Below are 24700 nucleotides of genomic sequence, written 5' to 3'. Positions count from 1 at the left end.
AGGTGCGGCAAGCGCCTTCAGCCTTGATAAAACGCAAGTCCGGGCCAGGTACGTCACCCGGCGGGGAGCGCCTGGACGAAAGCGCGCTCCCGCGCGGACAGCGGTTCCGCCGTTTTCCGCAAACTTTCCAGCACGGCGGCGTCGGCTTCGGAGGCATCGCCGCGGCGGGCCAGCAGGCGCGCGCGCAGCACGTCCAGGGGCGCTTCGCAGTCCACGATGCAAAACGGTAGCCGCATGTCCAGCGCCAGCGCATGCGCCTCCTCGCGTTCGGCGCGGCGCAGGAAGGCCGCGTCGAGTACCACCGGGTACCCCGCGCGCAGTGCCGTGCGCGCCATCGCCAAAAGGTGCGCATATGTGCGCGCCCCGGCCTCGGCTTGGTACAGATCCACGCCTTTGGCGCGCGAATCCTCCAGCATGCCCAGGCCGTGCAGGCGTTTGCGTTCAACGTCGGAGCGCAGGCGAATCGCGCATTCCCGCTCGACGATGCGCTGCGACGTGAAAGTTTTGCCGGACCCCGGCAAACCATGGGTGATGAAGAGCCGGACGTTCGAGCGGGCATCTTCGGGCGCGGCCCAGGCAAGCGCGGTATCCAGATAGCGGCGCGCGGCAGGGCCGCCGGCATCGCGCAGCTGCTCCACCTGGGCCCGGACCAGCGCCCGGTAGATCACGGCAAAGCGCAGCGCCGGCAGGGCGCCGTGGTCGCCCGTCCGGTCCAGCCAGGCATTGAGAAAACGGAAACACAGGTCTTTTCGCTGATGGGCCCAGAGATCCATCACCACGAAGGCGATGTCGTCAAGAACGTCGATCCAGCGCAGCGCCGGGTCGAACTCGATGCAGTCGAAGGCCGCTACACCGCCATCGAGGCTAACGATATTGGCCAGGTGCAGGTCGCCGTGGCATTCGCGCACATGGCCGTCCGCCTGCCGCGCGGCCCACAGCGGCGCGAGGGCCGCCGATTCTGCCTCAAGCCAGGCTTTGAGCTCTCCGTACGCGGCTTCGTCCATCAACGGATGGGCGCCGTCAAGCGCGGCCAGCGCCGCCTGCCGGCGTTGCGGTGCGCCGGCGAAACCGGCGGCGGCCTGGGCACGCGGCGCGCTTTCATGGAAGCCGGCCAGCAGCGCGGCGAGTTCGTCGATGTCGCTCGCACCCAGATCGCCCGCGGCGGCCTTTTCGCTGAACAGCGCGCCCGGCGCAAAGCGGCGCATGCGCACCGCGTATTCAAGCACCGGCCCCTCGCCATCCAGCTCCGGTGAATGCGGCGCCCCCGTGATACGCGTAACCCCCAGGTAAAGCGAAGGGGCGAGCCGCCGGTTCAGGCGGACCTCTTCTTCGCAAAACCGCAGCCGGGCTTGCAGGCTGGCGTAATTGACGAAAGTAAGATGCACCGGTTTTTTGATCTTGTAGGCAGTGTCCTGCGCCAGCAGCACCCACGAAATGTGCGTCTCAATCACCCGTGCATGCAAAACACCGGCCAGCGCATGGACCCGTTCACGGGCGGACAAAAGGGCATCGTCTGCGGTGTGCATGGGAAAAGGATAGACCGGGACCTGGAATTCCGTTTGATTCCGGTCAAACGGGCGTATCAAACACGGTCGGCGCCGCATGCGCCCGCAATGTCGGGCACAGCGTATCCCGCTTAAGAAAACCCTAAGGACGGCGCAACATCATGAAGTCATTCAAAGCAAGAGGTGTCCCCCATGTACTTTTCGTCACCGCCCCCATGCCGCAGGGGTCTCTGTCTCGCAATCGCCGCGGCCTGCCTCGCCGGCACGGTATATACGCAGGTCGCCCAGGCAGCCACGCCGGCGGAGATGTTGGGCGGCTACACCGCCCAGGCCGGTGCGCCTGCCGTGCCGGCCCGGGGCCAGCAGCTGTTCACCGCACGACAGGGCCGCGAATGGAGCTGCGCCTCCTGCCATGGTGCAGTGCCCACGCAGGCCGGCAAACATGCATCCACCGGCAAGTCGATTGGCCCGCTAGCGCCGGCCTTCAACCCAGAGCGTTTCACGGATGCAGTGAAAACCGAAAAATGGTTCCGCCGCAACTGCAACGACGTGCTGGGCCGCGAATGCAGCGCGGCCGAAAAGGCCGACGTGCTGAGCTGGCTGCTCACGCTCAAGCCCTGACGCCGGCAACACCCTCCTGAAAGGAAAACACATGATTCGCCGCCTTCGTTCCCGCTTCTGCAAATACTGCGCGGGCCTGCTTGCCGCAGTCGGCGTGGCGCACACCGCGCTGGCCGATGGCGGGCGTCTGGTGCCGCTGCTGCCCAAGTACCAGCAGGAATGCGCGGCGTGCCATGTGGCTTACCCGCCGGGCATGCTGCCCGCCGCGTCGTGGCGGCGCGTGATGGGCAACCTGAAGAACCACTACGGCACCGACGCTTCGCTGGACGCCGCCACGGTCAAGGACCTGTCCGTCTGGCTGGACACCCACGCGGGTACCTATAAACGCGTGACGCAAGAGCCGCCGCAGGATCGCATCACCCGTTCCGCGTGGTTCATTCGCAAACACGATGAGGTGGCGCCCGCCACCTGGAAACTGCCGGCGGTCAAAAGCGCAGGCAACTGCATCGCCTGCCATACACGAGCTGACCAAGGAGAATTCAATGAGCGCGACATCCGCATCCCCCGCTGATCCGGCGGGCGCCCCTTCGGCTGAAATACCCGCCCAGGCCCAGGGTACGGGCAGGGTACTTGTCTGGGACGCTCCGGTGCGTGTTTTCCACTGGTTGCTGGTGCTCAGTTTTACGGGGGCCTACATCACCGCCGAAAGCGAAAGCTGGCGACTGCTGCATGTCACGCTGGGCTACACCATGGCCGGTTTGGTGATCTTTCGTGTGCTCTGGGGCCTGATCGGCACGCGTTACGCGCGCTTTTCCAGCTTTGTGCGCGGACCGCGCGCGGTGGCAAGCTATCTGCGTGCCCTGCTGCTGCGCCGGCCGGAGCACCATATCGGACACAATCCGGCCGGCGCGATGGCCATCGTGGCGCTGCTGGGGCTGGCCGCGCTGATCGCGGCGACGGGCTGGGCCACTTACAACGATTTTGGCGGGGGCTGGCTGGAAGACCTGCATGAGCTGGCCGCCAACACCATGCTGGCGGTGGTGGGACTGCATATTGCCGGCGTGCTGGCTGCCGGCTGGTTGCACCGTGAGAACCTGGTGTGGCCCATGGTCACCGGCTACAAGACCGGCCGCCCTCAGGACGCTGTTGCACGGGCCTGGCGCAGCGTGGCAATCCTGATGCTCGTGGCGGTGCTGGGCTTCTGGTGGCTGCAATGGCAAGGCGCTCCCTCCGGCCGCCTGACGGACCGGCCCGCAGCAGCGGCGAAAGCTGCCGGCCTGGAGGGGGATGACGACTGAGCGTCCCCATGGAACAAATGGGAGAATTGCCTCATGCGCATCCTGCTTGCTGAAGACGACATGCTGCTTGGTGACGGCCTGCAGTCCGGCCTGAGGCAGCTTGGCTTTCAGGTTGACTGGGTTCGCGATGGTGCGGCCGCAGAACGCGAGTTGCGCGCACAGGTCTATGACGCAGCCGTGCTCGACCTCGGATTGCCGCGCAAGGACGGCCTGGAGGTTCTGGGCGGCATTCGGCGGGCGGGCTTCGTGACGCCTGTGCTGGTACTGACAGCCCGAGACGCGGTGCCGGACCGCATACGCGGGCTTGATGTAGGGGCCGACGACTATGTGGTCAAGCCGGTCGATATGCAGGAGCTGGCCGCCCGCCTGCGGGCGCTGGTGCGCCGGGCGCACGGCCAACCGCAGGAGTGCCTGCGTGCGCAGGATGTCGTGCTCGACCCGGCCGCCCGCTCCGTGCACCAGGCCGGTCAGTCCGTCACCCTGTCTACCCGCGAGTTTGACCTGTTGCAAGCGCTCATGCTCAGTGCCAACCGTGTCCTTTCCCGTGAACAGCTTGAGCAGCAGCTCTACAGCTGGGGCAAGGAGGTGGAGAGCAACGCCGTGGAAGTTCATGTCCACAACCTGCGGCGCAAGCTGGGCAGCACGCTGATCCATACGGTGCGTGGTGTCGGTTATATGTTGCAACGCGACGCGCCGAAATCGTGATGATGCGGCCGCGCTCCCTGCAGGGCCGCCTGACGGCCATGGTGCTTTCCGTGATGCTGGCGGTCTGGCTGGCGACCGCGGCGCTGACATGGCTGGATGCGAGCCATGAGCTTGACGAACTGCTTGACGGCCACCTGGCCCAGGCCGCCGCCCTGCTGGTGGTGCAGCAGGCACAGGAGCTGGAGGAGGGCGACCGAGGCGTTGATACGCCCACACTGCACCGCTACGCGCCCAAAGTGATGTTCCAGGTGTTTCATGAGAACCGGCTTACGCTGCGTTCTGCCAACGCACCTGTCACGCCCATGGTCGAGCGCAGCAAACAGTTCAAAACCGGCTTCACCACCGTGCAGATGGCCGGTTCAGCGTGGCGGGTGTTTGCCACCTATGGCGCGGAGGACGACGTGCAGGTGTATGTGGGGGAGCAAACGGGCTCCCGCAACGACATCTTGCTGGCGGTGCTGCGCAGCACGCTGTGGCCCATGGCGCTGGCTCTGCCTTTGCTTGCCCTGGCGCTGTGGTGGGCCGTGTACCGCGGCGTTGCACCCATGCGCCGGCTCGGCCACGCGCTGGCCGAGCGGCAACCGGCGGCCGTACTGCCGCTTGCCCTGAACGACGTGCCATCGGAGATGGTGCCCATGGTTGATGCCCTGAACGCCCTGTTTGTGCGCATAGCGACGCTGCTGGAGTCTGAACGGCGCTTTACCGCCGATGCCGCCCACGAATTGCGCACACCGATTGCCGCCATCCGGGCACAGGCCGAGGTGGCGCTGGGCGAAACCGCCGAAGGCCCGCGAAGGCACGCGCTGCACAACACGCTCGAGGGCTGCGACCGGGCGGCCCGGCTTGTGGAGCAACTGCTGACCCTGTCGAGGCTGGACGCCGCCGCACTGCCGGCGTCTGCGTCAGTGGACATGAGTGCACTGGTGCGGCGCGTGGTCGCAGAGCTGGCACCCAAGGCCATCAGCAAAAACCAGACGCTGGAGTTCGACGCCGCGGAATCCTGCCATCTTCAGGGCGACGAAATCCTGCTGGCCGTGCTGGTGCGCAACCTCGTAGACAACGCGGTGAGATACAGCCCCGCGATGGCGCGCGTGAAAGTGTCGGTTCAGCTGCAGGATGGACGGGTGGTTTTGCGTGTGGAAGACAGCGGCCCGGGCATGACCGAAGGCGAACTCCAGCGGCTCGGTGAGCGGTTTTTCCGGGTGACCGGCAACACCGAAAGCGGCAGCGGCCTGGGCTGGTCCATCGTGCGGCGCATCGCGGCCGTGCATGGGATGCAGTTGCAAGTTGAAACTTCGACCGGGCTGGGCGGTCTTGTGGTGCGGGTGCTAGGGCCGCAGGCATCGAGCCTGCTTTAAATGGCCGCGAGGATTCCGGTTGTTGGACCTGACAGTGTTGAGTCCCGTGGTGCAGTCCGGGGGGGCACGCCAGGCATGTATCAACCTCTTCACTTTTTCGCCACAAGTCTGGACAACTCCACCACGCCGACCGGCGGACGGATCAGCCAGGGCAATATGAAGACCCGTTTGGCCAGTCCGCCGGCCATGCGATCCATCTGCTTGCGCTCACCGGCAAGCCGCGCCGCCAGCAAGCGGTCCGTGGTGCCGGCCGCCAGCACGCTCTTGTTGAGCACCCACGCATAGGGCTCGATGCCGGCGCGTCGCAGGTCGTCCTGCAGGGCGGCGGCCTGTGAGACCGGGGTTACCTCCGGCAGGGCCACCAGAATGATTTTTGTGTAGGCCGCATCCTGCAGCCTCATCAATGGCGTGACAACGCGCGTTGCGCCCCGGCCTTCGTACTCCCGCATCATCTGCCGGTGGTAGGCGCCGGTGGCGTCCATCAACAGCAGGGAATGGCCGGTCGGTGCGGTGTCCAGCACCACAAAGGCACTGCGTCCTTCACTGACAACGTGCGAGAAGGCGTGAAACACGGCCACTTCCTCGGTGCACGGCGACTGGAGGTCTTCCAGCAGCAGGGCCTGCTCCTGCGCATCCAGGCCGGGTGACCTGGCCGCCATGATCTTGTCGATGTAGCGCTGCGTTTCGACTTTGGGGTCTATGCGGTCCACCCGCAGGCCCGGCACTTCGCCCCCTATCGTGCCCGCAAGGTGGGCCGCCGGATCGGTGGTGCTCAGGTGCACGGTTTTGCCGCGCTGGACCAGTCCAAGGGCCAGCGCGGCGGCGACTGTCGTTTTGCCGACGCCACCCTTGCCCATGACCATGATCAGCCCGTGTCCGCTCGCAACCAGTTCGTCGGCCAGGGCGTCCAGACCCGGGAAAGGGCCGACGGGCTTTGCCGCAAGCGTCTTGCCGGCCGCCATGCGACCGGAGTCTGCCGCAAGAAGCGCGCGCAGGGCCGGCAAGCCGACGGTGTCGAACACCCTCAAGGGCACTCTGTCCTGCGGCAGTGCGCGCAGGGAAGAAGGCATTTCTGCCAGGGCCTGCTGCCCGACAGCCTCGATGGCCGCCGCCACCGCATCGGCTGCATCGCTGGCGTGAAACTCGCCATTGACCACCAGCCGCTGGTTGTTCAGGCTCAAGGCCCGGAGTTCCCCAGAGGTGCGTGCCGCCTCGGCAATCGCGCCCCGGTCCGGCCGGGTAACCAGAAGCACAGTCGTTTTAGCCGGGTCGCCCAAAGCCTCCAGCGCCGCCTTGAACCGCGCCTCCTGCATCTTCAGGCCCGAGTGCGGGCCCAGACAGGATGCCCCGTGGTCGTTGCCATCCAGAAACCCGCTCCATGCCTTGGGCAGGCTGAGAAGGCGCAAGGTGTGTCCCGTCGGCGCGGTGTCAAAAACGATATGGTCGAGGTGGTTCGCATCGTCGGCCAGCAGGGATGCGAACTCGTCGAAAGAGGCGATTTCCGTGGTGCAGGCGCCTGACAACTGCTCACGAACCGCTGAAAGTTCCGCTTCGCTGGCTTGTGGGCTCATCTGGGCCAGCACACGTTGCCGGTAGGACTCTGCAGCCGTGTCCGGGTCGATGTTCAATACCGACAGCCCCGGGGCGCCGGGCACCGGTGTGGGGATGTTGCGCAACTCGATGCCCAGCATTTCGTCGAGATTCGATGCTGCGTCGGTACTGACCAGCAAAACCTTTTTCCCGGCGTCGGCCAGCGACAGCGCCGTGGCGGTGGACAGAGATGTCTTGCCGACCCCTCCCTTGCCGGTAAAGAAAAGATATCGCGTCGGCATCTTGAGAAAGCCCATGGCCTCGGGCTGCAGCCGCCCATGTGCTTCGTCATGCGTGCGGATGACACCGGCATGCGCGATGCCGTCAGTGCTGATGGTGCTGTGCGTGAGCATCTTTGATCGACCTTACAAGTAGCATGGACTTTTATCCGGTTTTGCTCGGGTGGCGGCAAAAGGAAAGGCAGCGGCCCGGAGACTGTATTCGGCCGTTCGACATTCCCCAGTCTGAAGCATCGCCAGTTCAGCGCTTTGCCCTGGATCAAGGCAATACCGATTTGGCCAAGGCAAGCGCTCCCGGAACCGATCGCAAACATCCCAGACCGTTCGCTAACGTATGCAGACAGCGCCCGGCGCAAAAGCGGCGCATGCGCACCGCGTATTCAAGATGTGCGTCTCCATGATCCGGGCGTGCAAAGCATCGGCCAGCGCGCGGACCAAGGCACTGGCAGAAGGAAGGGACTTAATCTGATCCGTAGTTCTCCCCCTACGAAACCGCGCTGCGGATCACCAGGACCGCTACAGGCGCATGCCGCAGGATCTGCTCCGCGCCGCTGCCCAGCAGCACGCGCCCTATGCCGCGCCGGCCGTGGGAACCGACCACCACAAGGTCGGCGCCCCACAGCTTGGCGGCTTCGGCGACGGTTTCGCCCAGGCGCTTGCCGGGTTCATCGAGCAGCGCCTGGCTGGCTTCGATGCCTGCCGACTGGGCGACTGCCATGGCATCGGTCAATACCTTGGCACCGCCTTCGCGCATCATGCCGGCCAGGTCGGCCGAGTAGGTGCCATAGGGGTCAATACCGCCCAAGTAGGCCATTTCATTGACGGCGTGCACCAGCCGCACGCTGGCGCTGGTTTCGCGCGCCATCTGCAGGCCGGCCACCAGGGCTTTGTTGGAGGTGTCGCTGCCGTCCACGGGGATCAGGATTCGCTTGAACATGATAGGTACCTCATGGGGGTTGAAACATCATCCATGGTGGCGATTTTTGGGCACGAAGTGTTGATGCCGATCAAGTGCGGGTGGATTGGCGGTGCGCGGCCGGTGCTTGCTCGTCCGCGGCCTGGCAGGCCACACAGAGCGCCGCAGACGGCAGCGCTTCAAGGCGGCGCAGGTCCATTGGCTTGCCGCATTCTGCGCACCGGCCGAATGTCCCCTCCCGCAAGCGACGCCGGGCCGCAAGCACCTGGGAAAGTTCCGTCGCAATGCGCTCCGCGTCCAACGCCGCCATGTCGGATTGCGACTCCCGCTCGGCCAGGTCCTTGAAGTCCCGCACCTCCCCGTTGTCGGCCTGTTCATCGGCAAGCTCTTTTTGGTTGCCTGTGTCCAGGGCGGCCCTGAGTTCGGCTTCGCGCGAGGCCAGGAGCTTGCCGAAGTGTTCCGCGAATGAATTTTCGTAATGTGTCATTGGGATGCCTGAAATGGGTGGATGGGCTTGGGTCTGCTTGAACCGCGATTTTCACGGCGCTTGCGCAAGCCGGTATTGATCTTGCGCAAGCAGGGCCAAGCCTGCGTGCAGGCAGGAGTGCGCGCCGCTTGCGCCAGATCAAGTAGCTTGCCGCCCGGCCTGGCCATCATGGATACCTCCAACTCTGTCGAAAGGTAGACCATGAACACGAGGACTTTTGTGATCGCCGCGGCCTTCGCCGCATGTGCGGCGGGTTACGCAGCCGATGAAGCCAAGGCGCAGGCGCCTGGACAAGCCCAGGCGCCTGCCGGAGCCTCCAGTGCGCCGGCAGGCGTGGCCGCGCGTTCAAAGGCGGCCGCGCAGAAAGCCGCGCAGGAAGCGGCCGATTCCGCCCGCGCGGCGGCCGACCTGGTCAAGCTCACGCTGCAGCTGGCCGAGACCGCCGCCCAGGACGTTTCGAAGCGGACCGCCGCGAATATCCGCGAGCAGGCGCTCAAGGCGGACGAAGCCGCAAGAAAGGCCCGTGAGAAGGCCGAGCAGGCCGCTGCGACGGCCACCGACGACATGAAAAAGCTCACGGCGAAGGCGGCAGAGGCGGCCAGGCGCGCCGCATCCGCCGTGCGCGCGGCGTCGGGGCGCGCCGGGGAAGCGCTGCGCAAGGCCGGCCAGTCTGACCAGGCGCAAACGCAGAAAGCCATGAAGGCAACGCAGGATGCCTTGAGAAGCGCAGACAAAGCCGCACAGGAATCGGCCGAGGCCGGCAAACGGGCGGCGGACAAGGGCGCGGATTCCGGTGCCAAAAAATAGGTGGCGGGCTGTACGGATCGCGCCGAAACCATGAACACCGCAGCCCGAGCCGATGAATTGCCGCGCGCGCCGCTGCCCGGGGTCCAGGGACTGAGCAGCGAGGAAGCCGACGCGCGGCTGCGTGCCGACGGGCCCAACCTGCTACCCGGAAGCGAACCGCAAAGCTTTGGGTGGATCGCACTGGGTGTCGTCAAGGAGCCCATGTTCCTGATGCTGCTGGCGGCGGGCACGGGTTACCTGGTGCTGGGTGATACGGCCGAGGCCACGTTTTTGCTGGCCTCGGTCTTGCTGATCGTCGCGCTGACGCTGTTCCAGGAACGTAAAACACAGCGGGCGCTGGAGGCCTTGCGCGAGCTGTCGGCACCGCGCGCGCTGGTCCTTCGGGACGGCAGGGAGCTTCGCATCGCCTGCCGCGAAGTGGTCTGCGGGGATGTGCTGGTGCTGCGCGAGGGCGACCGTATTGCCGCCGACGCGGCCTTGCTGGAGGGCGCCCTTGAAGTCGACGAGTCGCTGCTGACCGGCGAATCCGTGCCCAGGCCCAAATTGCCGGAGCCCGCGCAGCGGGACGGCCTTGAACCCGATGGCGAAAGCGGCGCATCGGTTTACGCCGGCACGGTGATCACGCAGGGCACGGGACTCGCCAGGGTGTGCGCCACGGCTGGCCGGACCGCGATGGGCCGCATCGGCGTGGCCCTTGCGACGACGCAGGCCCCGGCCTCCAGGCTGTACCGGCAGTCGCGGCGCATCGTGCGGGGATTCGCGGGCGCCGGGCTGGCAGTCGCCGCGCTGCTGGTGCTGCTGGCCTGGCTCAGGGACGGCCAGGGCTTTGTCGCCAGCCTGCTGCCGGCGATCGCCTTTGCGATGGCGGTGCTGCCGGAGGAGATTCCCGTCGTCCTCGCGGTGTTCCTGGCGCTGGCGGCCTGGCGATTGTCCCGGCAGAAAATCCTCACGCGCCGGGTCGACGCAGTCGAGGTTCTGGGCGCGATCACGGTGCTGGCCGTGGACAAGACCGGCACCCTGACGCAGAACCGCATGGCGCTCGTTGAGCTGGCGGGTGCGGATGCCGTGTTCAAGGCCGGCAGCGATGCGCAGCTTCCTCCTGCGCTCACGGAACTGCTCGAATGCGCCATGCTGGCCACGCCGCTCAAACCGTTCGATCCGATGGAAAAAGCCATTCGCGCCGTCGGGGACGCACGCCTGGGCCCGGACTCGAGCGCGCGCCTGGGCGCCGAGCCGGCGCAGCAGTACCCGCTCACGCCGCAACTCCTGGCCGTCACCCACGCCTACGGCGGCGAGATCCCGGGGCGTTATTTTCTGGCCACCAAAGGCGCGCCGGAGGCGGTCATGGACTTGTGCCGGCTCCCGGGACCTCAACGCGAGGCGGTACAGCAGCAGGTGCAGGACATGGCGGCAAGAGGCCTGCGCGTCCTCGGCGTGGCGAGCGGTGAATGGACAGGTGCCGCATTGCCCGAAAGCCAGCAGAACCTCACGCTGCGCTTTGCCGGCCTGCTGGGCCTGGCCGATCCGCTGCGGCCCACGGTGCCGCAAGCCGTCCAGGATTGCCGCGAGGCGGGCATACGCGTGATCATGATGACGGGGGACCACCCTGTGACGGCCAGTGCGATTGCCCGGCAGGCGGGCCTGCCCAATCCCTCCGACGTGCTGACCGGTACGGATATCGATGCGCTGGACGATGCCTCGCTGCGAAGCCGCTTGAGGAACACCGCCATCTGCGCGCGGCTCAGGCCCGAGCAGAAGCTGCGGCTGGTGCGCGCGCTGCAGGCCGACGGCGGCACGGTGGGCATGACGGGCGACGGCGTCAACGATGCGCCGGCGCTCAAGGCCGCCGATGCCGGGATCGCCATGGGCGAGCGCGGGACCGACGTGGCGCGCGAGGCCGCGGCCCTGGTGCTGCTCGACGACAGCTTCGCCAGCATCGCGAATGCCATACGCCAGGGCCGCCATGTCGACGACAACATCCGAAGCGCGGTTCGCTTCATCTTCGCGGTACATGTGCCCATCGTTGCGCTCGCGCTGGTGCCGGCCTTGCTTCGCTGGCCTGTGCTCCTGCTGCCCGCGCAGATTATTCTGCTCGAACTCATCATCGATCCGGCTTGCTCGATATTGTTTGAAGCGCAGCCGGCGGACCCGGCATTGATGCGCCGCCCGCCCAGGCCGGCGACAGATTCGCCGTTCGCCTTGCGCAACATGGCCTACGGCCTGTTGCAGGGCCTGGGCCTGGCATTGGCGCTGCTCGCGGCCAACGGCTGGATGCTGGGGCAGGGCTGGCCCGCGGCCGAGATCCGCACGGCGCTGTTCGCGAGCCTGGTCGCGGGTTTGTTTCTGCTGGTGCTGGTCCATCGCCATTCGGTGAATATCCTCAAGAATCCCTGGCTCCCGCGCCTGGCCGCCGGTGTCGCTGTGCTTCTTTCCTTGGTGCTGTGGCAGCCCTGGCTGCGCGGGGTCCTGGGCTTTGTCGCGCCATCCGGGCGGGGCGCCGCGGGGCTGTTGCTGATCCTGGGCGCCATGACGCTGTGGCTGCTGGCCTTGCGCTACCTTTCAGCAGCCTCGCAAGGCGCGGCCGACGACGGGCGCCTCAGGCAAGGCCGCCGGCTTTGATTTACGTCAAGCGGTGAGCCCGCCGCCCGCCATACCCTTCGCTGGTGGCCGGTGTCTGCCCAGCGCCCGACCGACCGCAGCTTGTTGCATGCAACCTTACAAGGAGCAGAACCATGTCCGACAAAACTCTCATCGTTTGTTATTCCAACACCGGGACCTCGCGCCGCGTGGCCGATCTGCTGGCCAGCCAGTTCCAGTGGCAGCGCGGCGAGGTGCGCGAAACGCGCTCGCGCGCCGGCACTGCCGGCATGCTGCGCTGCGTGGCCGATTCGCTGCTCAGGCGCCATCCCGAGATTCGCTACGAGGGACCTGACCCGCGCGGCTTCGAGACGGTGGTGCTGATCGCGCCGATCTGGCTTGCCGAGCTGGCCGGGCCCATGCGCAGCTTTGTGCGCGACCGTGCCCCCAGCCTCAAGCGGGTGGCCGTCATCTCGGTGATGGGCGGCAAGGGTGCCACCAATGCCTTCGCCGAGATCGACCGGATACTGGGCCGTCCGCCCATCCTGTCGACCTCGTTCACCGCGCGCGAAGTGGACGACGGCAGTTACGTCACTGGCCTGAACGCCTTCGGCACCGCGGTTCGGGACCATGCGAAGAAGGACGATGCGGTGCGGCCGACGGACCTGTCGCCCAGCGCCGTGTGAGCGCGTTCCTTCCTGTCGCGGCGCCTGCCATTTTTTAACCACCGGAAACCGGACCATGCCCGCCGAGCCGACCATTGCGCCCGCCGGGCCCGCGCCCGCGGATATGCCACTGCAGCTTTTACTGGCCCGCATGGCCAACGGTATTTCGCCCGCGTCCGTGTTGCTGGCGCAGGCCGACTGGCTGAGCCACCTGGCCGCATCGCCGGGCAAACAGGCGGAACTGGCCGCCAGCGCCTGGCACAAGCTGCTCCGGTGGGTGCAATATGCCGGTCCTTCCTGCTACGCCGATTGTCCCGGTTGCATAGAGCCCGAGCCGCGCGACAAGCGGTTTTCCGCGCCCGAGTGGAGCCTGCCGCCCTACAAACAGCTGGCGCAGGCATTCCTGCTGCAGGAGCGCTGGTGGGCCGAGGCCGGCGAGGGCGTTCGCGGGGTGTCGCGCCACCATCAGGAGGTCGCCGCTTTTTCGGTGCGGCAATGGCTTGACATGTGCGCGCCTTCGAATTTCGTGCCCACCAACCCCCAGGTGCTGGGAAAAACCATGCGCACCGGCGGCGCAAACCTCGTTGGCGGGTTCTCGAACTGGTGGCGGGACGCCGTCACGCTGCTGGGCAACGGAAGCCCGCGCGGCATCGAGCGCTTTGCGGTCGGGCGCGATGTGGCGTGCACGCCGGGGAGGGTGGTGATGCGCAACCGGTTGGTGGAACTGATCGAATACCAGCCGACCACCGCACGGGTGGACGCGGAACCCGTGCTCATCGTGCCGTCCTGGATCATGAAGTACTACATCCTGGACCTCACGCCGCAGGACTCCCTGGTGAAATACCTGGTGGCCAAAGGCCACAGGGTCTTCATGGTGTCCTGGAGGAACCCGGACTCCGGCGACCGTAACCTGGGCATTGAGGACTACCTGCAGTTGGGCGTTGTGGCTGCGCTCGAGGCGGTGCGCAAACAGGCCCCCGGACGCCGCGTGCATTGCGCCGGCTACTGCCTGGGCGGCACCTTGCTGTCTATCGCAGCGGCAGCGCCGCAAACAGGTGTGCCGGCCGCCATGGCCACGCTGACCCTGCTGGCGGCCCAGACTGATTTTGCGGAGCCGGGCGAGCTGGGCCTGTTCATCGATGAAAGCCAGATCGCGTTTCTCGAGAACCTGATGGCCGGCCGGGGCTTTCTCGACGGGCGGGAGATGGCCGGGGCTTTCGCCTTGATCAACTCGCGCGACCTGGTCTGGTCCAAGCTGGTCCATGAATACCTCATGGGCGCCGAAACACCGATGACCGCGTTGCGTGCCTGGAATGCGGATGCCACACGCCTGCCCGCGCGCATGCACAGCCAGTACCTGCGGGGCCTGTACCTCCACAACGACCTCGCGGAGGGCCGCTTCAGGGTGGAGGGCCGGCCGGTCAACCTCGCCGACATCAGCGTTCCGCTTTTTGCGCTGTCCACCGAGCAGGATCATGTCTCGCCCTGGGCCTCGGTGTACAAGATCCACCACTTGGCCGCGGCGCCCGTCACCTTTGTGCTGGTCTCGGGCGGGCACAACGCCGGCGTTGTGAGCCCCGCGTCGGGGCCCGGGGCCAAGCCACAGGCCCATTACCGGATCGCGACGAGCCACGCAATGGGTGCGCCCACCGAGCCGCAGCAGTGGAGGGACGGTGCGCCGGTGGTGCAGGGCTCGTGGTGGCCGGCCTGGCATGCCTGGCTGCGCGCGCATTCTTCGGCACGCGTGCCCGCCGTGCCTGTCGGCAGGGCGGCCGGCGGCCTTGGCGTCGTCGAGGCGCCGGGCACCTATGTCCACCGGCGCTGAGCCGGGCGGGCCGGCCCGCCGCCTCAATGCGCCGCGGCCTTCAGGGTGCCGTTGACGGCATTGGCCAGGGTGGCCTTCCAGGCTTCAAGCGCCGGCTTCAGGGCTTCGCCGGGACGGCTGTCCGCGACATGCGTGACGCAGGCCATCAGCTCCATTTCGGTTTTGAGCATCGCCGCTGCGATGGCCTGCCAGTATTTCGCGGAACCCTGGAGGTCGAAGTTCAGCAGGTCGGCCTGCATGGCCATCAATTCGGTGGGCGTGCAGTTATCACGCAGCTTCTGCGCCACCGTTTCATGGCGCTCGGTCGCCTGTTGCGCGGCTTGTTGCTGGATGTAGCGAATTTCCTCGGAGCCGCGAAACAGGATGGCGGCGGTATTGGTTGCAAAAGCCATCTGCTGCCGACCCGCGTCGGCCAGCAGGGTCGGGACGGCGATGTCGGATGTGGCGGCTTCGGGCGAAGCGGACTTCCGGGCGTTTCGGGTGCTCATGGCATGTCCTTTCAGGGATGAATGAATAGATGGATGGGTGGCTGGAACACCCAGTGTGCGACGGCCAGACGCGGCCTGGTTTGATCTGGCGCAAGTGCGCATGACGATGCGGGCATTAGTCTGGCGTATCGCATGGCGCCGGCCATGCTGCTTTGGAGCCAGCCATGAGCGTGCGAAACCTGGAAGCGTTGTTTCAACCCCGTTCGGTCGCCTTGATCGGCGCGTCCGATCGCCCGAACAGCGTGGGCGCAGTGGTCCTGCGTAACCTGAAGGCGGGCGGCTTCAAAGGCCCGCTCTGGCCGGTCAACCCGAATCACGCGCGCATAGGCGGGGAGCAGGCCTGGCCTGACGTGGCGTCCCTGCCGGGCACGCCCGACCTGGCGGTCATCTGCACGGCGGCCGCAAGGGTTCCCGGTATCGTCGCGGAACTGGGCAGGCGCGGCACGCGTGCGGCGATTGTCATGTCCGCAGGCCTGCGGCAGGCACGGGAGGAGGGCGGGACCTGGGAGAGCGCCATGCTCGACGCCGCACGGCCGCACCTGCTGCGCATCGCCGGGCCGAACTGCCTGGGCATCCTGGTGCCTGGAATAGGGCTGAACGCCAGCTTCGCGCCCGGCAAGGCCTTGCCCGGCAACATCGCCTTCGTCACCCAATCGGGTGCGCTGGCCACGGCCATGCTCGACTGGGCCAACGGCCGGGGCATTGGGTTTTCGCATTTCATCTCGCTGGGCGATGTCGCCGACGTGGATTTCGGCGACGTGCTCGACTACCTCGGCAGCGACCCCGGGACCCGTGCCATCCTGATGTACATGGAGTCGGTAACCTCGGCCCGAAAGTTCATGTCGGCCGCGCGCGCCGCGGCGCGCAACAAACCGGTGATTGTCGTCAAGGGAGGGCGGGCACCCGCCGGTGCCCGCGCGGCCGCCTCGCATACCGGGGCGCTCGCCGGGTCGGACCTGGTGTTTGATGCGGCGGTGCGGCGCGCCGGCATGCTGCGCGTGGACACGCTGGAGGACCTGTTCGGCGCGGCCGAAACCCTGGCGCACAGGCAGGTCTGGCTTGGCGACAGGCTTGTCATCCTGACAAATGGCGGGGGCGCCGGCGTGCTGGCGGCCGATGCGCTGGCACTGGGCGGCGGCAAGCTGGCCGAACTCGCGCCAAATACGTTGGCCGCGCTCGACGCCTGCCTGCCTCAGGCCTGGTCCCATGGCAATCCCGTGGACATCGTGGGTGATGCGCCGGTGTCGCGTTACCAGGACGCGCTGCGCATACTGCTGGCGGCGCCGGAAGTTGACGGCGTGCTGTTCATGCATGCGCCCACGGCCATCGTGCCGGCGCCCGACATCGCCGCGGCCTGCCTGCCCTTGATCACGCGCCGCAAACCCGTGCTGTCATGCTGGCTGGGCGCGCCCTCGGTGGCGGCGGCCCGTGCCGCGTTTTCGGCCGCCGGCGTGCCTTGCTTCGACACCCCGGAGCGCAGTGTCAAGGCGTGGCTGCAACTCGCGGCCTACGCCCGCAACCAGGCGGCATTGCGCGAGTTGCCGGGCCTGGGCGGGCAGGCCGGCGCCCCGGACACGGTGCGGGCGCGCGAAATACTTCAACAGGCCGCGGCCGCCGGGCAACGCTGGCTGGACGCCGTACAGGTCCAGCAGGTCCTGCAGGCTTATGGCATCCCTACCCTGGCGATCGAGCGGGCCCGGGATGGGGTCGAGGCCGCGGCGCTTGCGCAGCGCATCGGGTTCCCGGTGGCCCTGAAGGTCATGTCGCCCGACATCATTCACAAGTCGGATGTCGGCGGTGTCGAGATCGGGCTCACCTCCGCCGATGAAGTGCTCGCGGCGGCATCGCGCATGGGCGAGAGCGTGGCGCGGCGGGCGCCGCATGCGGTGTTGCAGGGTTTTGCGGTGCAGGCCATGGCCGACAGGCCCGGCGCGCAGGAGCTGATTGCGGGCATTGCCACCGACCCGGTGTTCGGGCCGGTGATCCTGTTCGGCGAAGGCGGCACGGCGGTCGAACTTCACACGCGCCACGCCGTCGCCCTGGCGCCCGTCAACGACGCGCTTGCGAAGGACCTGGTATCGCGCGCCGGCATGGACACGCTGCTGGGCGGCTACCGGGGAGCCAAGCCGGCCGACACGGCCGCCGTGCGCGACGCCCTCCAGAAGGTTTCACGGCTGGCGTGCGACCAGCCCCTGCTCGCCGAGCTCGACATCAATCCCTTGCTGGTGGACGGACACGGCGTATTGGCGCTGGATGCCCGGATAGGCCTTCGCGCCCCCGGCGCCGCGCCGTTGCCGCCCTCCATCAGCCCTTACCCGGCGGAGCTCGAGACACAGGTCAAGCTCAACCACATCAAGCTTTTGCTGCGGCCTATCCGGCCCGAAGACGGCCGGCGGCTGGCCGCTTTTTACGCGCGGGCCACTCCGGCCGACATGCGCCTGCGATTCTTCATGTCGCGCCGCGAAGTTCCGCATTCGGAACTGGCCCGCTACAGCCAGATCGACTACGACCGCGAGATGACCTTCATCGCGCTGTCGTCCCAGGCCGGTGCCGGGCCGGAGATGGTGGGCGAAGTTCGCGCCGTCTGCGACCCCGACAACGAGCGCGCGGAGTTCGCGATACAGGTCGCCGCGCCGTGGCAGGGAAAAGGGCTTGGCCGGGTGCTGCTGGACAGGCTGCTGGACTACCTGCGCGGGCGCGGCACGAAGGAGGTGGCCGGGCAATGCCTGCGCGAGAACGCCGCCATGGCCGGGCTGGCGCGTTCGGCCGGCTTCGAGGTCGCCATCGACAACGGTTCAGACACGTTTTCAATGCGGCTCGCATTGAATCCATTCCCAACCGCGCCGCCGGCGCAAGGAGTAACACATGGCCTCAGTACAGCAAATACTTGTTCCGGTTGACGGCAGCCCGACTTCGGTCAAGGCGCTGGAGACCGCGATTGAACTGGCGCGCCTGAACAAGGCCCGCCTGCGACTGCTTTACGTGATCGACGAGCTCGATTACGTCAACGGCTTCGAAACTGCCAAGGCCTATTACGAGCAGACGCTGCCCTTTATGCACACCGACGGCGAAAGGTTGCTGGCGCAGATGTGCAGCCTGGCTGAGGCAAAGGGCGTGGTGTGCGACAGCGTGCTGCTGGAATCAGGCGTCGATCGTCTTTGCGATGTGGTGGCGGAACACGCCAGGCAGGTCCACGCCGACATGATCGTGCTGGGCTCGCACGGGCGCCGCGGCCTGAACCGTGTCCTGATGGGCAGCGACGCCGAGCAGATCGTGCGACATGCGCCTGTTCCGGTGCTGGTGATCAAAGGCTGAAGCCGCCTGGCGCGGCCCGGGCGGTGCGCCCATGCTCCGTGCTCAGTCGCCGCTGATGCGCATCACGACCCGGCCTTCTATCGCGCCGCGGCGCATGCGGTCCAGAATGCCGTTGATGTTGTCCAGCCGGTCTTCGGTGAAGGTGGTGCGCACCTTGCCCTCGCCGGCGAAGGCCAGCGCTTCCTGCAGGTCCTTGCGGGTGCCGACGATGGAGCCGCGCACCGTCTTCGCGTTCAGCACCACGTCGAAAATGGGCAGCGCGAAATCCCCGGGCGGCAGGCCGACCAAGGACATGGTGCCGCGCTTGTGCAGCATGCCCAGCCCCTGCGAGAAGGCGCTGCGTGAGACCGCGGTCACCAGCACGCCATGCGCGCCGCGTACCGCCTTCTGGACCTCCTGAACCGGGTTTTGCCTGGCGGCGTTGACCACCATGTCCGCGCCCAGGCTTTCGGCCAGCTTCAGTTTCGCGTCGTCGATGTCGACGGCGATGACGTGAAAGCCCATGGCCTTCGCATACTGCACCGCCAGGTGGCCCAGGCCGCCTATGCCGGAAATCGCGACCCAGTCGCCCGGCTTGCATTCAAGAACCTTCAGGCCCTTGTAGACCGTCACGCCCGCGCACAGCACCGGCGCGATTTCGCTGAAGCCTACGCCGGCCGGCAGGTGGCCCACATAGCCGGGGTCGGCGAGCACGTATTCGGCGTAGCCGCCGTTGACGCTGTAGCCGGTCATCTGCTGGCTGTCGCACAGCGTCTCCCAGCCGGTGATGCAGTATTCGCAATGCCCGCAGGCCGTGTGCAGCCAGGGGACGCCTACGCGGTCTCCCTCCTTGACGGTGGTGACACCCGCCCCGACCGCGGCGACGTAGCCCACGCCCTCATGGCCCGGGATGAAGGGCAGGGAGGGCTTGACCGGCCAGTCGCCGTCCGCGGCGTGCAGGTCGGTGTGGCACACGCCCGAGGCCACGATCTTGACCAGTACCGTGCCCGGCGCCACGGCGGGCACGGGGACTTCCTCGATACGGAGCGGTTTGCCGAATTCATGGACAAGCGCGGCTTTCATGGTTTGCATGGAGAGTTCCTGAAAAAATGCGCGGCCGGCCGCCGCGCCGGTCTGGTTGGGCAGTTTCCAGTTTAGGCAGGCAAAGCGCTCGCGTCTTGATATTTCGCAAGCCCCGTGCAGAGCTAGAGAGGCCGGACGCCGCGCTGAGATCTAAAGAACTACATGCGCGGCACGCGTTAGGGCGGAAGGCCAAACGGCTTGCCGGAACAGGTCGAGCTTGTTTGAGCCAGGTCAACTTGCGGAGGCCGAGAACATTCAATACTGGGCCTTCCATCCATCATTGAAGGAGAACGCCATGTACCAACGTATCCTGGTTCCCATCGACGGAAGCCCCACGTCCAAACACGGCCTGCAGGAGGCCATCCGCATGGCCAGGCTGACCGGCGGCAAACTGCGTTTGCTGCATGTCGTGGACGACACGTCCATCGCGCTGTCATTCGACGCCTATGCGGGTTACCCCAGCGACTGGCTTGAAGGCCTGCGGCAAGCCGGCGAAAGCCTGCTTGCCGATGCCAAGGCCGTCGCCGCGGCCGCAGGCGTAGGGGTGGAAACCGTGCTGCGCGACAATTTCGCGCTTCCGGTGCATGAACTGATCGTCACCGAAGCCGCTGCTTGGCCCGCCGACCTGATCGTGCTGGGAACCCACGGCCGTCGCGGTATCGGTCGCGTCATGCTGGGCAGCAGCGCCGAAAACGTCCTGCGGCGCGCGCCGGTCCCCGTGCTGCTGGTGCGTTCGCCGGAACCTGCGGCAAAGCAGGACGCAGCCGGGGATAACGCTTCGGTCAAGACGGTGCGCGTCAATCTCCCTTCAGGCGCGCTGTCCGTCGAATGACGCGGATCGTGCTGGCGGCGTCATTGCCGATCGGACCCAAGGCAAATGCCGTCACCCGGAGCCCCGCATGAAGTACAAAGACTATTACGAGATTCTCGGCGTGCCGCGCGACGCTGATGAGGAGACGATCAAAAAAGCCTATCGCAAACTGGCGCGCAAGTACCACCCCGACGTTTCCAAGGCGCCGGACTCGGAACTGAAGTTCAAGGAAGCTGCGGAAGCTTATTCGACCTTGAAGGACGCCGAGAAGCGGACCGCCTATGACCAGCTGGAGCAGCGTGGTGCGGGCGAGGAGTTCACACCTCCGCCGCAATGGCGCCAGGCCTACGCATCCAGCGAGCACGCTTTTGACGACATCGATCTCTCGGACTTGCTGGCCGGGCTCGCGGGCCGGCGCGGTGGCGGCCGGACGACTGCGCACGGTCGCGACTACGAGGCCGCCGCCCGTATCAGCCTGGAGGACGCCCATCGTGGAACTACGATCAACCTCGACGTGGTGCACGAAGACGGTTCACGCACACTGGCCGTCACAATCCCGGCGGGCGCCTGTGAAGGACAAAAACTGCGCTTGCGGGGCAGGGGAGGAAAGGGCCGCCACGGCGGTGCTGACGGGGACATCTACCTTCATATCAACCTGATACCGCACCCTGTCTGGCGCGCGGACAGGCATGACCTTTACTTCGATCTCGCCCTGTCACCCTGGGAAGCGGCGCTCGGGGCAGAGGTGGAAGTGCCTTCGCTGGATGGTCCGCTGATGCTGACGGTTCCCGCCGGCACGCGGTCCGGACGCAAGCTGCGCCTGCGCGGCCGCGGCATGGCCACGGGCCACGGGCAGCGAGGCGACCTGTACGCCGTCGCACATATCGATGTGCCGGCCGCCCTGACGCCGCCGGAGCGGGCGCTGTTCGAGCAACTGCGCGCGGCATCCCATTTCAACCCTCGCGCCATCGCCAACAAGGAGAAACTCCATGAATCTGCAAGTGCATGAATCCCTTTGGCTGAATGGGCGGAACACTGTCGACATGCCGGAATTGAGCCGGATCTGTGGCCTCAGCACCGGCGAGCTCCTGGAACTGGTGGATTACGGCGCACTGGCGCCAGTGAACGCCCAGGCCCAGCTGCCGCTCTTCAGCGACAGTTGCATCGCTCCCTTGCGCCAGGCAATGAGCATTCGCAGCGACTTCGACCTGGACATCTTCACGGTTGCCGTCCTGCTGGGCTATATCAACCGAATCGCCGATCTCGAAAGACAGCTGCGCGCGCTGCGCGCACAGGCGCCATCGCATTCGCATTCACATGGCCAACGGGAGGGCCCGGCTTCGTGGCATGAAGCGCATGCGGGTGACGAGACACCATAGAGACGCCAGGTTATCCGCGTTCCCGTGTTCTCGACTCGCCGGTCCGGCTCGCTACCGGAAGTTTGGGCGAAAGTCCGCGGGTGGGCAGACGAAGCAGGGGCGCATGGCGCTTATGGCTTCGCGGTGGGCAACGCGTTCAGCGGAATGCGCAGATAGGACACACCGTTGTCATCCGGCGGCGGAAGCTGTCCCGCGCGCACGTTCACCTGCAGGGAGGGCAGGATCAGGGTCGGCATTTCGAGGGTGGCATCCCGCGCCGTGCGCATCCGGACGAACGCATCTTCGGTGACCCCGTCATGCACGTGGATGTTCTTCTCGCGCTGTTCACCGACGGTCGTTTCCCACGCGGGCGCTCGCGCCTGCGGCGGATAGTCGTGACACACGAACATCGTCGTCTCCCGCGGCAGTTCCAGCAGCCGGCGGATGGAACGGAAAAGCTGGTGCGCATCGCCGCCCGGAAAGTCGGCGCGTGCCGTACCCACGTCGGGCATGAAGAGCGTGTCGCCGACGAAAACAAGGTCCTCCACCGCGTAGGCCATGTCAGCCGGCGTATGTCCGGGCACCAGCAGCGCGGTGACCTCCAGCTGTCCGATCCAAAACCGCTCGCCGTCCTTGAACAGGTGGTCGAACTGGCTGCCGTCGGGCAGGAAAGTGCGTTCCAGGTTGAAGAGCTTCTTGAACACCGCCTGCACCTGGCGGATGTTCTCGCCGATCGCAATCTTTCCGCCGACAGCCTGTTGCAGGTAGCGGGCCGCCGACAGGTGATCCGCGTGCGCGTGGGTTTCCAGTATCCATTGCACCTTCAGGCCTGCGGCCACAAGGTGGGCCAGCACCTGGTCCGCCGCCCGGGTATGCGTGCGACCCGATTTGAAGTCGTATCCGAGCACCGGATCGATCACCGCAGCGTTTCCCGTCGCCGGGTCTGACAGGACATACGACACGGTCCAGGTTTCCGGGTCGAAGAAAGCTTGAATACGCGCTGTACGGTTCATGGGATTTTCTTTCAAGGGTGGCGGGGCATCGGCCGGTGGCTCACAGGCTTCGGCTCGGGTCGGCGGGGCCGGAGCCGATCTGGTCCATTCTCCACAAAACACCCAGAACGATCGCAGCCGCAATCGGGCCCGCCGCAGGATGAAGGATGAAGGCTACCACCGGGGCAACGAGCAGGAGCTGCCTCAAACCCCAGCCATAGAGCACGCCGGCCCTGCGCACATACTCGATCCCCGCCGGGGTCCACTGTTTCCTGGCGTCTGAACCGACGGGCATGCCCCCAATGAAGCCGGCATGGTTGTAGTAGCGCACCGCCATCACCGAGGAGACCAGCGATGCGAACAGCAGGGCCAGCAGGACGAGTTCCATGACCAGCCAGGGCTCGAAGGAAGCATGCCAGCGGGGATTGCCGCTCAGCTTCTCGCGCAGCGCGGGCACGGCCAGCGTCAGCGTGCCCATCAACGCAAGCGCGGCCGTGGATGCGGTCATCGACGCCGACATCAATGCGTTGCGAAGTGTCTGCACGGCCAGGATCTCGGAGCCCTGCTGCATGGAGACGGCGGCAAACCATTGCTCACGCAAGCTGGCATGTGCCGCGCGGGCCAGTTGCTCCGGCCTGCGGCGCTGGGCGAAGGCAAGCGTTGCCTCGTAGAAGAGCAGCGCAACGCCGGTAACGCAGGCGGCCAGCCAGACGAGCATCGCCTCCATGGGGTCACCCTGCCTTCGGATGTTGGGGATTGCCCCGCCGTTCGAGCAGTTCGAACGCACCCATTCCCGCCAGCATGGCCGCGACAAAGACGAGGGCCTTGCCTTGGCCCATGCCGAGCGCGACGAGCGCCGGGCCCGGGCAGAAGCCGGCGATACCCCAGCCGACTCCGAACAGCAGGCTGCCGGCGACCAGCCGGCGATCCAAGGTACGGGAGGAAGGAAGCTTCATTTCCTGCCCCATGAGGCTCAGGTGGCGGCGACCTGCCACCCCGAATGCAATGGATGCGACGGCGATGGCCCCTGCCATGACCAAGGCCAGCGAAGGGTCCCACGGGCCCGCCAGATCCAGGAATCCGAGTACTTTGGCGGGGTTTGCCATGCCGGAGACCAGCAGGCCCAGGCCGAAGACCGCGCCGGCCAGCAGGGAAAGGAGGTTGTACATGGTGACTTACCCCAGAACAAAGGCATGACGCACGAGGAACACCGTGACGAAGCCGGCCAGCATGAAGGCGGCCGTGGCAACCAGTGAACGCGGCGACAAGCGCGAGATGCCGCAAACACCGTGTCCGCTGGTGCAGCCGGAGCCGTAGCGCGTGCCCAGCCCGACGATGAATCCGGCTGCAATCAGGGTTCCGTAGCCGGCATCAATCTGTGGCCGAGGCAGTTGGGCGAACAGGGCAAACAGCAGCGGGGCGCCCACCAGTCCCGCCACGAACGCGACGCGCCAGCCGATGTCGCCGCGCACGGGACGCAGCAGGCCACCCAACACGCCGCTGATGCCGGCGATGCGCCCGTTGAGCAGGACAAACATCGCCGCCGCCAGGCCGATCAGGCCGCCGCCTGCCAGGGCCGTCCATGGTGTGAACGCATTCCAGTCGATGTACATGAGTCGCTCTTTCCGTTAACAGAAATTCAAGGCAAGGTCCGCAGTTCGAAGTATCCTTGTTCCGCGCCGTTCAGGGCCGAAACCTTGCGCAGGCATCGTGGCGAGGGCCCGGCATCGCGACGCCCCGCGCTTTGGCGCGCTCGGTCATCTGCTTGTGGTGTTCGTCGCGGATCTGCCGACATTCTTCAACCGACTTCGCATTCAACATCTGCTGCCGATGGGCGTCGCGCTCCGCGCGGCTCATCATCGTCCAGCCGGGTGTGAAGCGGTGTCCGATACCAGGGCCCATGCCGGCCCTGGGGCCGGGCCTGGCCGCGGACGCAGCCTGTGCCGCGGACGGCGCCGCCTGCTGTGCCACAGCGGTGCCCGCCGCAAGGAAAGCCAAGGCAAAGGTGAAAAGGTGAGCTGAGCGCATGCATTTCTCCTGGATAAAGGGTAAAAGGTAAAAGGTAAAGCAACGATAAGTTTTTTCCAGGCCCCGTGCTTTGCGCTGGATCAAGTCGCGTAGTCGCGCTGTATTCGTGGATG

The 24700-nt window shown here is 66.4% G+C and carries 25 protein-coding genes and 1 pseudogene; 15 read left to right on the top strand and 11 right to left on the bottom strand.

Features of this window, described 5'->3' with window-relative positions; translation table 11 throughout:
• Positions 1 to 53: 53 nt before the first annotated feature.
• Positions 54 to 1526 carry an AAA family ATPase gene (locus tag ACSQ27_RS06805; protein WP_436154698.1) on the bottom strand — a complete coding sequence of 491 codons (1473 nt, stop codon included), beginning with the start codon at positions 1524 to 1526 and terminating at the stop codon, positions 54 to 56.
• A 171-nt stretch (positions 1527 to 1697) separates the two neighbouring features.
• Between ACSQ27_RS06805 and ACSQ27_RS06800 the strand changes: the two genes are divergently transcribed.
• From ACSQ27_RS06800 to ACSQ27_RS06780, 5 genes are read left to right on the top strand one after another with little or no spacing between them, the layout of a single operon-like run.
• Positions 1698 to 2126, top strand: a complete 429-nt coding sequence (locus ACSQ27_RS06800; RefSeq protein WP_436154697.1) for a DUF1924 domain-containing protein — start codon at positions 1698 to 1700, stop codon at positions 2124 to 2126.
• Positions 2127 to 2157: 31 nt separating this feature from the next.
• The gene (locus ACSQ27_RS06795; protein ID WP_436154696.1) at positions 2158 to 2637 is read left to right on the top strand and encodes a diheme cytochrome c; all 480 of its coding nucleotides are present in this window, start codon (positions 2158 to 2160) and stop codon (positions 2635 to 2637) included.
• Complete coding sequence (locus ACSQ27_RS06790) at positions 2609 to 3364, top strand: cytochrome b/b6 domain-containing protein (protein WP_436154695.1); 756 nt, start codon at positions 2609 to 2611, stop codon at positions 3362 to 3364. Before ACSQ27_RS06795 ends, ACSQ27_RS06790 begins: the two co-directional genes overlap by 29 nt.
• Before the next feature lie 33 nt (positions 3365 to 3397).
• Complete coding sequence (locus ACSQ27_RS06785) at positions 3398 to 4069, top strand: response regulator (protein WP_436154694.1); 672 nt, start codon at positions 3398 to 3400, stop codon at positions 4067 to 4069.
• Entirely contained in the window at positions 4069 to 5427 is a 1359-nt protein-coding gene (locus tag ACSQ27_RS06780; RefSeq protein WP_436154693.1) for an ATP-binding protein, read from the top strand. Before ACSQ27_RS06785 ends, ACSQ27_RS06780 begins: the two co-directional genes overlap by 1 nt.
• Before the next feature lie 89 nt (positions 5428 to 5516).
• On the opposite strand, the gene arsA is transcribed toward ACSQ27_RS06780, so the two are convergent.
• The 3 genes from arsA to ACSQ27_RS06765 form a co-directional block, all read right to left on the bottom strand.
• Positions 5517 to 7274 (bottom strand): arsenical pump-driving ATPase, encoded by a 1758-nt coding sequence (arsA, locus tag ACSQ27_RS06775; RefSeq protein ID WP_436155412.1) that lies wholly within the window; start codon positions 7272 to 7274, stop codon positions 5517 to 5519.
• A 466-nt stretch (positions 7275 to 7740) separates the two neighbouring features.
• Positions 7741 to 8193 (bottom strand): universal stress protein, encoded by a 453-nt coding sequence (locus ACSQ27_RS06770; protein WP_436154692.1) that lies wholly within the window; start codon positions 8191 to 8193, stop codon positions 7741 to 7743.
• 70 nt (positions 8194 to 8263) lie between these two features.
• Complete coding sequence (locus ACSQ27_RS06765) at positions 8264 to 8659, bottom strand: TraR/DksA family transcriptional regulator (protein ID WP_436154691.1); 396 nt, start codon at positions 8657 to 8659, stop codon at positions 8264 to 8266.
• A 201-nt stretch (positions 8660 to 8860) separates the two neighbouring features.
• Between ACSQ27_RS06765 and ACSQ27_RS06760 the strand changes: the two genes are divergently transcribed.
• The 5 genes and pseudogenes from ACSQ27_RS06760 to ACSQ27_RS06740 all read left to right on the top strand — a co-directional run bounded on the left by ACSQ27_RS06760 (position 8861) and on the right by ACSQ27_RS06740 (position 14533).
• Positions 8861 to 9466, top strand: coding sequence for a hypothetical protein (locus tag ACSQ27_RS06760; RefSeq protein ID WP_436154690.1), 606 nt, complete (start codon positions 8861 to 8863; stop codon positions 9464 to 9466).
• A 30-nt stretch (positions 9467 to 9496) separates the two neighbouring features.
• Entirely contained in the window at positions 9497 to 12085 is a 2589-nt protein-coding gene (locus tag ACSQ27_RS06755; RefSeq protein WP_436154689.1) for a cation-translocating P-type ATPase, read from the top strand.
• A gap of 113 nt (positions 12086 to 12198) precedes the next feature.
• Positions 12199 to 12729 (top strand): flavodoxin family protein, encoded by a 531-nt coding sequence (locus ACSQ27_RS06750; protein ID WP_436154688.1) that lies wholly within the window; start codon positions 12199 to 12201, stop codon positions 12727 to 12729.
• Positions 12674 to 12928, top strand: a pseudogene (locus tag ACSQ27_RS06745) (poly-beta-hydroxybutyrate polymerase N-terminal domain-containing protein); the annotation flags it as partial. The gene ACSQ27_RS06750 and the pseudogene ACSQ27_RS06745, both read left to right, overlap by 56 nt.
• A 57-nt stretch (positions 12929 to 12985) precedes the next feature.
• On the top strand, positions 12986 to 14533 hold the full coding sequence (locus ACSQ27_RS06740) for a PHA/PHB synthase family protein (RefSeq protein WP_436155411.1): 1548 nt from the start codon (positions 12986 to 12988) through the stop codon (positions 14531 to 14533).
• A gap of 23 nt (positions 14534 to 14556) precedes the next feature.
• Here ACSQ27_RS06740 and ACSQ27_RS06735 read toward each other — a convergent pair whose 3' ends face one another.
• Positions 14557 to 15021: a phasin family protein gene (locus tag ACSQ27_RS06735; protein WP_436154687.1), complete on the bottom strand. Its 465-nt coding sequence runs from the start codon at positions 15019 to 15021 to the stop codon at positions 14557 to 14559.
• A 164-nt stretch (positions 15022 to 15185) separates the two neighbouring features.
• Between ACSQ27_RS06735 and ACSQ27_RS06730 the strand changes: the two genes are divergently transcribed.
• Positions 15186 to 17921, top strand: coding sequence for a bifunctional acetate--CoA ligase family protein/GNAT family N-acetyltransferase (locus tag ACSQ27_RS06730; protein ID WP_436154686.1), 2736 nt, complete (start codon positions 15186 to 15188; stop codon positions 17919 to 17921).
• Positions 17887 to 18336 (top strand): universal stress protein, encoded by a 450-nt coding sequence (locus ACSQ27_RS06725; protein WP_436154685.1) that lies wholly within the window; start codon positions 17887 to 17889, stop codon positions 18334 to 18336. The genes ACSQ27_RS06730 and ACSQ27_RS06725 overlap by 35 nt, the downstream gene beginning before the upstream one ends.
• 42 nt (positions 18337 to 18378) lie before the next feature.
• On the opposite strand, the gene adhP is transcribed toward ACSQ27_RS06725, so the two are convergent.
• Positions 18379 to 19407, bottom strand: coding sequence for an alcohol dehydrogenase AdhP (gene adhP, locus ACSQ27_RS06720; protein WP_436154684.1), 1029 nt, complete (start codon positions 19405 to 19407; stop codon positions 18379 to 18381).
• Between the two features lie 286 nt (positions 19408 to 19693).
• Here adhP and ACSQ27_RS06715 point away from each other — a divergent pair, with 286 nt between their 5' ends.
• The 3 genes from ACSQ27_RS06715 to ACSQ27_RS06705 all read left to right on the top strand — a co-directional run bounded on the left by ACSQ27_RS06715 (position 19694) and on the right by ACSQ27_RS06705 (position 21588).
• On the top strand, positions 19694 to 20230 hold the full coding sequence (locus ACSQ27_RS06715; RefSeq protein ID WP_436154683.1) for a universal stress protein: 537 nt from the start codon (positions 19694 to 19696) through the stop codon (positions 20228 to 20230).
• A 67-nt stretch (positions 20231 to 20297) separates the two neighbouring features.
• Entirely contained in the window at positions 20298 to 21218 is a 921-nt protein-coding gene (locus tag ACSQ27_RS06710) for a DnaJ C-terminal domain-containing protein (protein ID WP_436154682.1), read from the top strand.
• Entirely contained in the window at positions 21199 to 21588 is a 390-nt protein-coding gene (locus ACSQ27_RS06705) for a chaperone modulator CbpM (protein WP_436154681.1), read from the top strand. Before ACSQ27_RS06710 ends, ACSQ27_RS06705 begins: the two co-directional genes overlap by 20 nt.
• A 110-nt stretch (positions 21589 to 21698) precedes the next feature.
• Here ACSQ27_RS06705 and ACSQ27_RS06700 read toward each other — a convergent pair whose 3' ends face one another.
• The 5 genes from ACSQ27_RS06700 to ACSQ27_RS06680 all read right to left on the bottom strand — a co-directional run bounded on the left by ACSQ27_RS06700 (position 21699) and on the right by ACSQ27_RS06680 (position 24671).
• Complete coding sequence (locus ACSQ27_RS06700; protein ID WP_436154680.1) at positions 21699 to 22580, bottom strand: MBL fold metallo-hydrolase; 882 nt, start codon at positions 22578 to 22580, stop codon at positions 21699 to 21701.
• A 40-nt stretch (positions 22581 to 22620) separates the two neighbouring features.
• Positions 22621 to 23286, bottom strand: a complete 666-nt coding sequence (locus ACSQ27_RS06695) for a DUF599 domain-containing protein (RefSeq protein ID WP_436154679.1) — start codon at positions 23284 to 23286, stop codon at positions 22621 to 22623.
• Positions 23287 to 23290: 4 nt separating this feature from the next.
• Positions 23291 to 23728: a DUF6691 family protein gene (locus ACSQ27_RS06690; protein ID WP_436154678.1), complete on the bottom strand. Its 438-nt coding sequence runs from the start codon at positions 23726 to 23728 to the stop codon at positions 23291 to 23293.
• A gap of 6 nt (positions 23729 to 23734) precedes the next feature.
• Positions 23735 to 24172 carry a YeeE/YedE family protein gene (locus ACSQ27_RS06685; RefSeq protein ID WP_436154677.1) on the bottom strand — a complete coding sequence of 146 codons (438 nt, stop codon included), beginning with the start codon at positions 24170 to 24172 and terminating at the stop codon, positions 23735 to 23737.
• A gap of 70 nt (positions 24173 to 24242) precedes the next feature.
• Positions 24243 to 24671 (bottom strand): hypothetical protein, encoded by a 429-nt coding sequence (locus ACSQ27_RS06680; protein ID WP_436154676.1) that lies wholly within the window; start codon positions 24669 to 24671, stop codon positions 24243 to 24245.
• Between the last annotated feature and the right edge of the window lie 29 nt (positions 24672 to 24700).

It is taken from the genome of Polaromonas sp. LjRoot131, from assembly GCF_964252805.1.
Taxonomy (GTDB): Bacteria; Pseudomonadota; Gammaproteobacteria; order Burkholderiales; family Burkholderiaceae_C; genus Polaromonas.
This window is presented reverse-complemented; position numbering and strand designations above follow the sequence as displayed.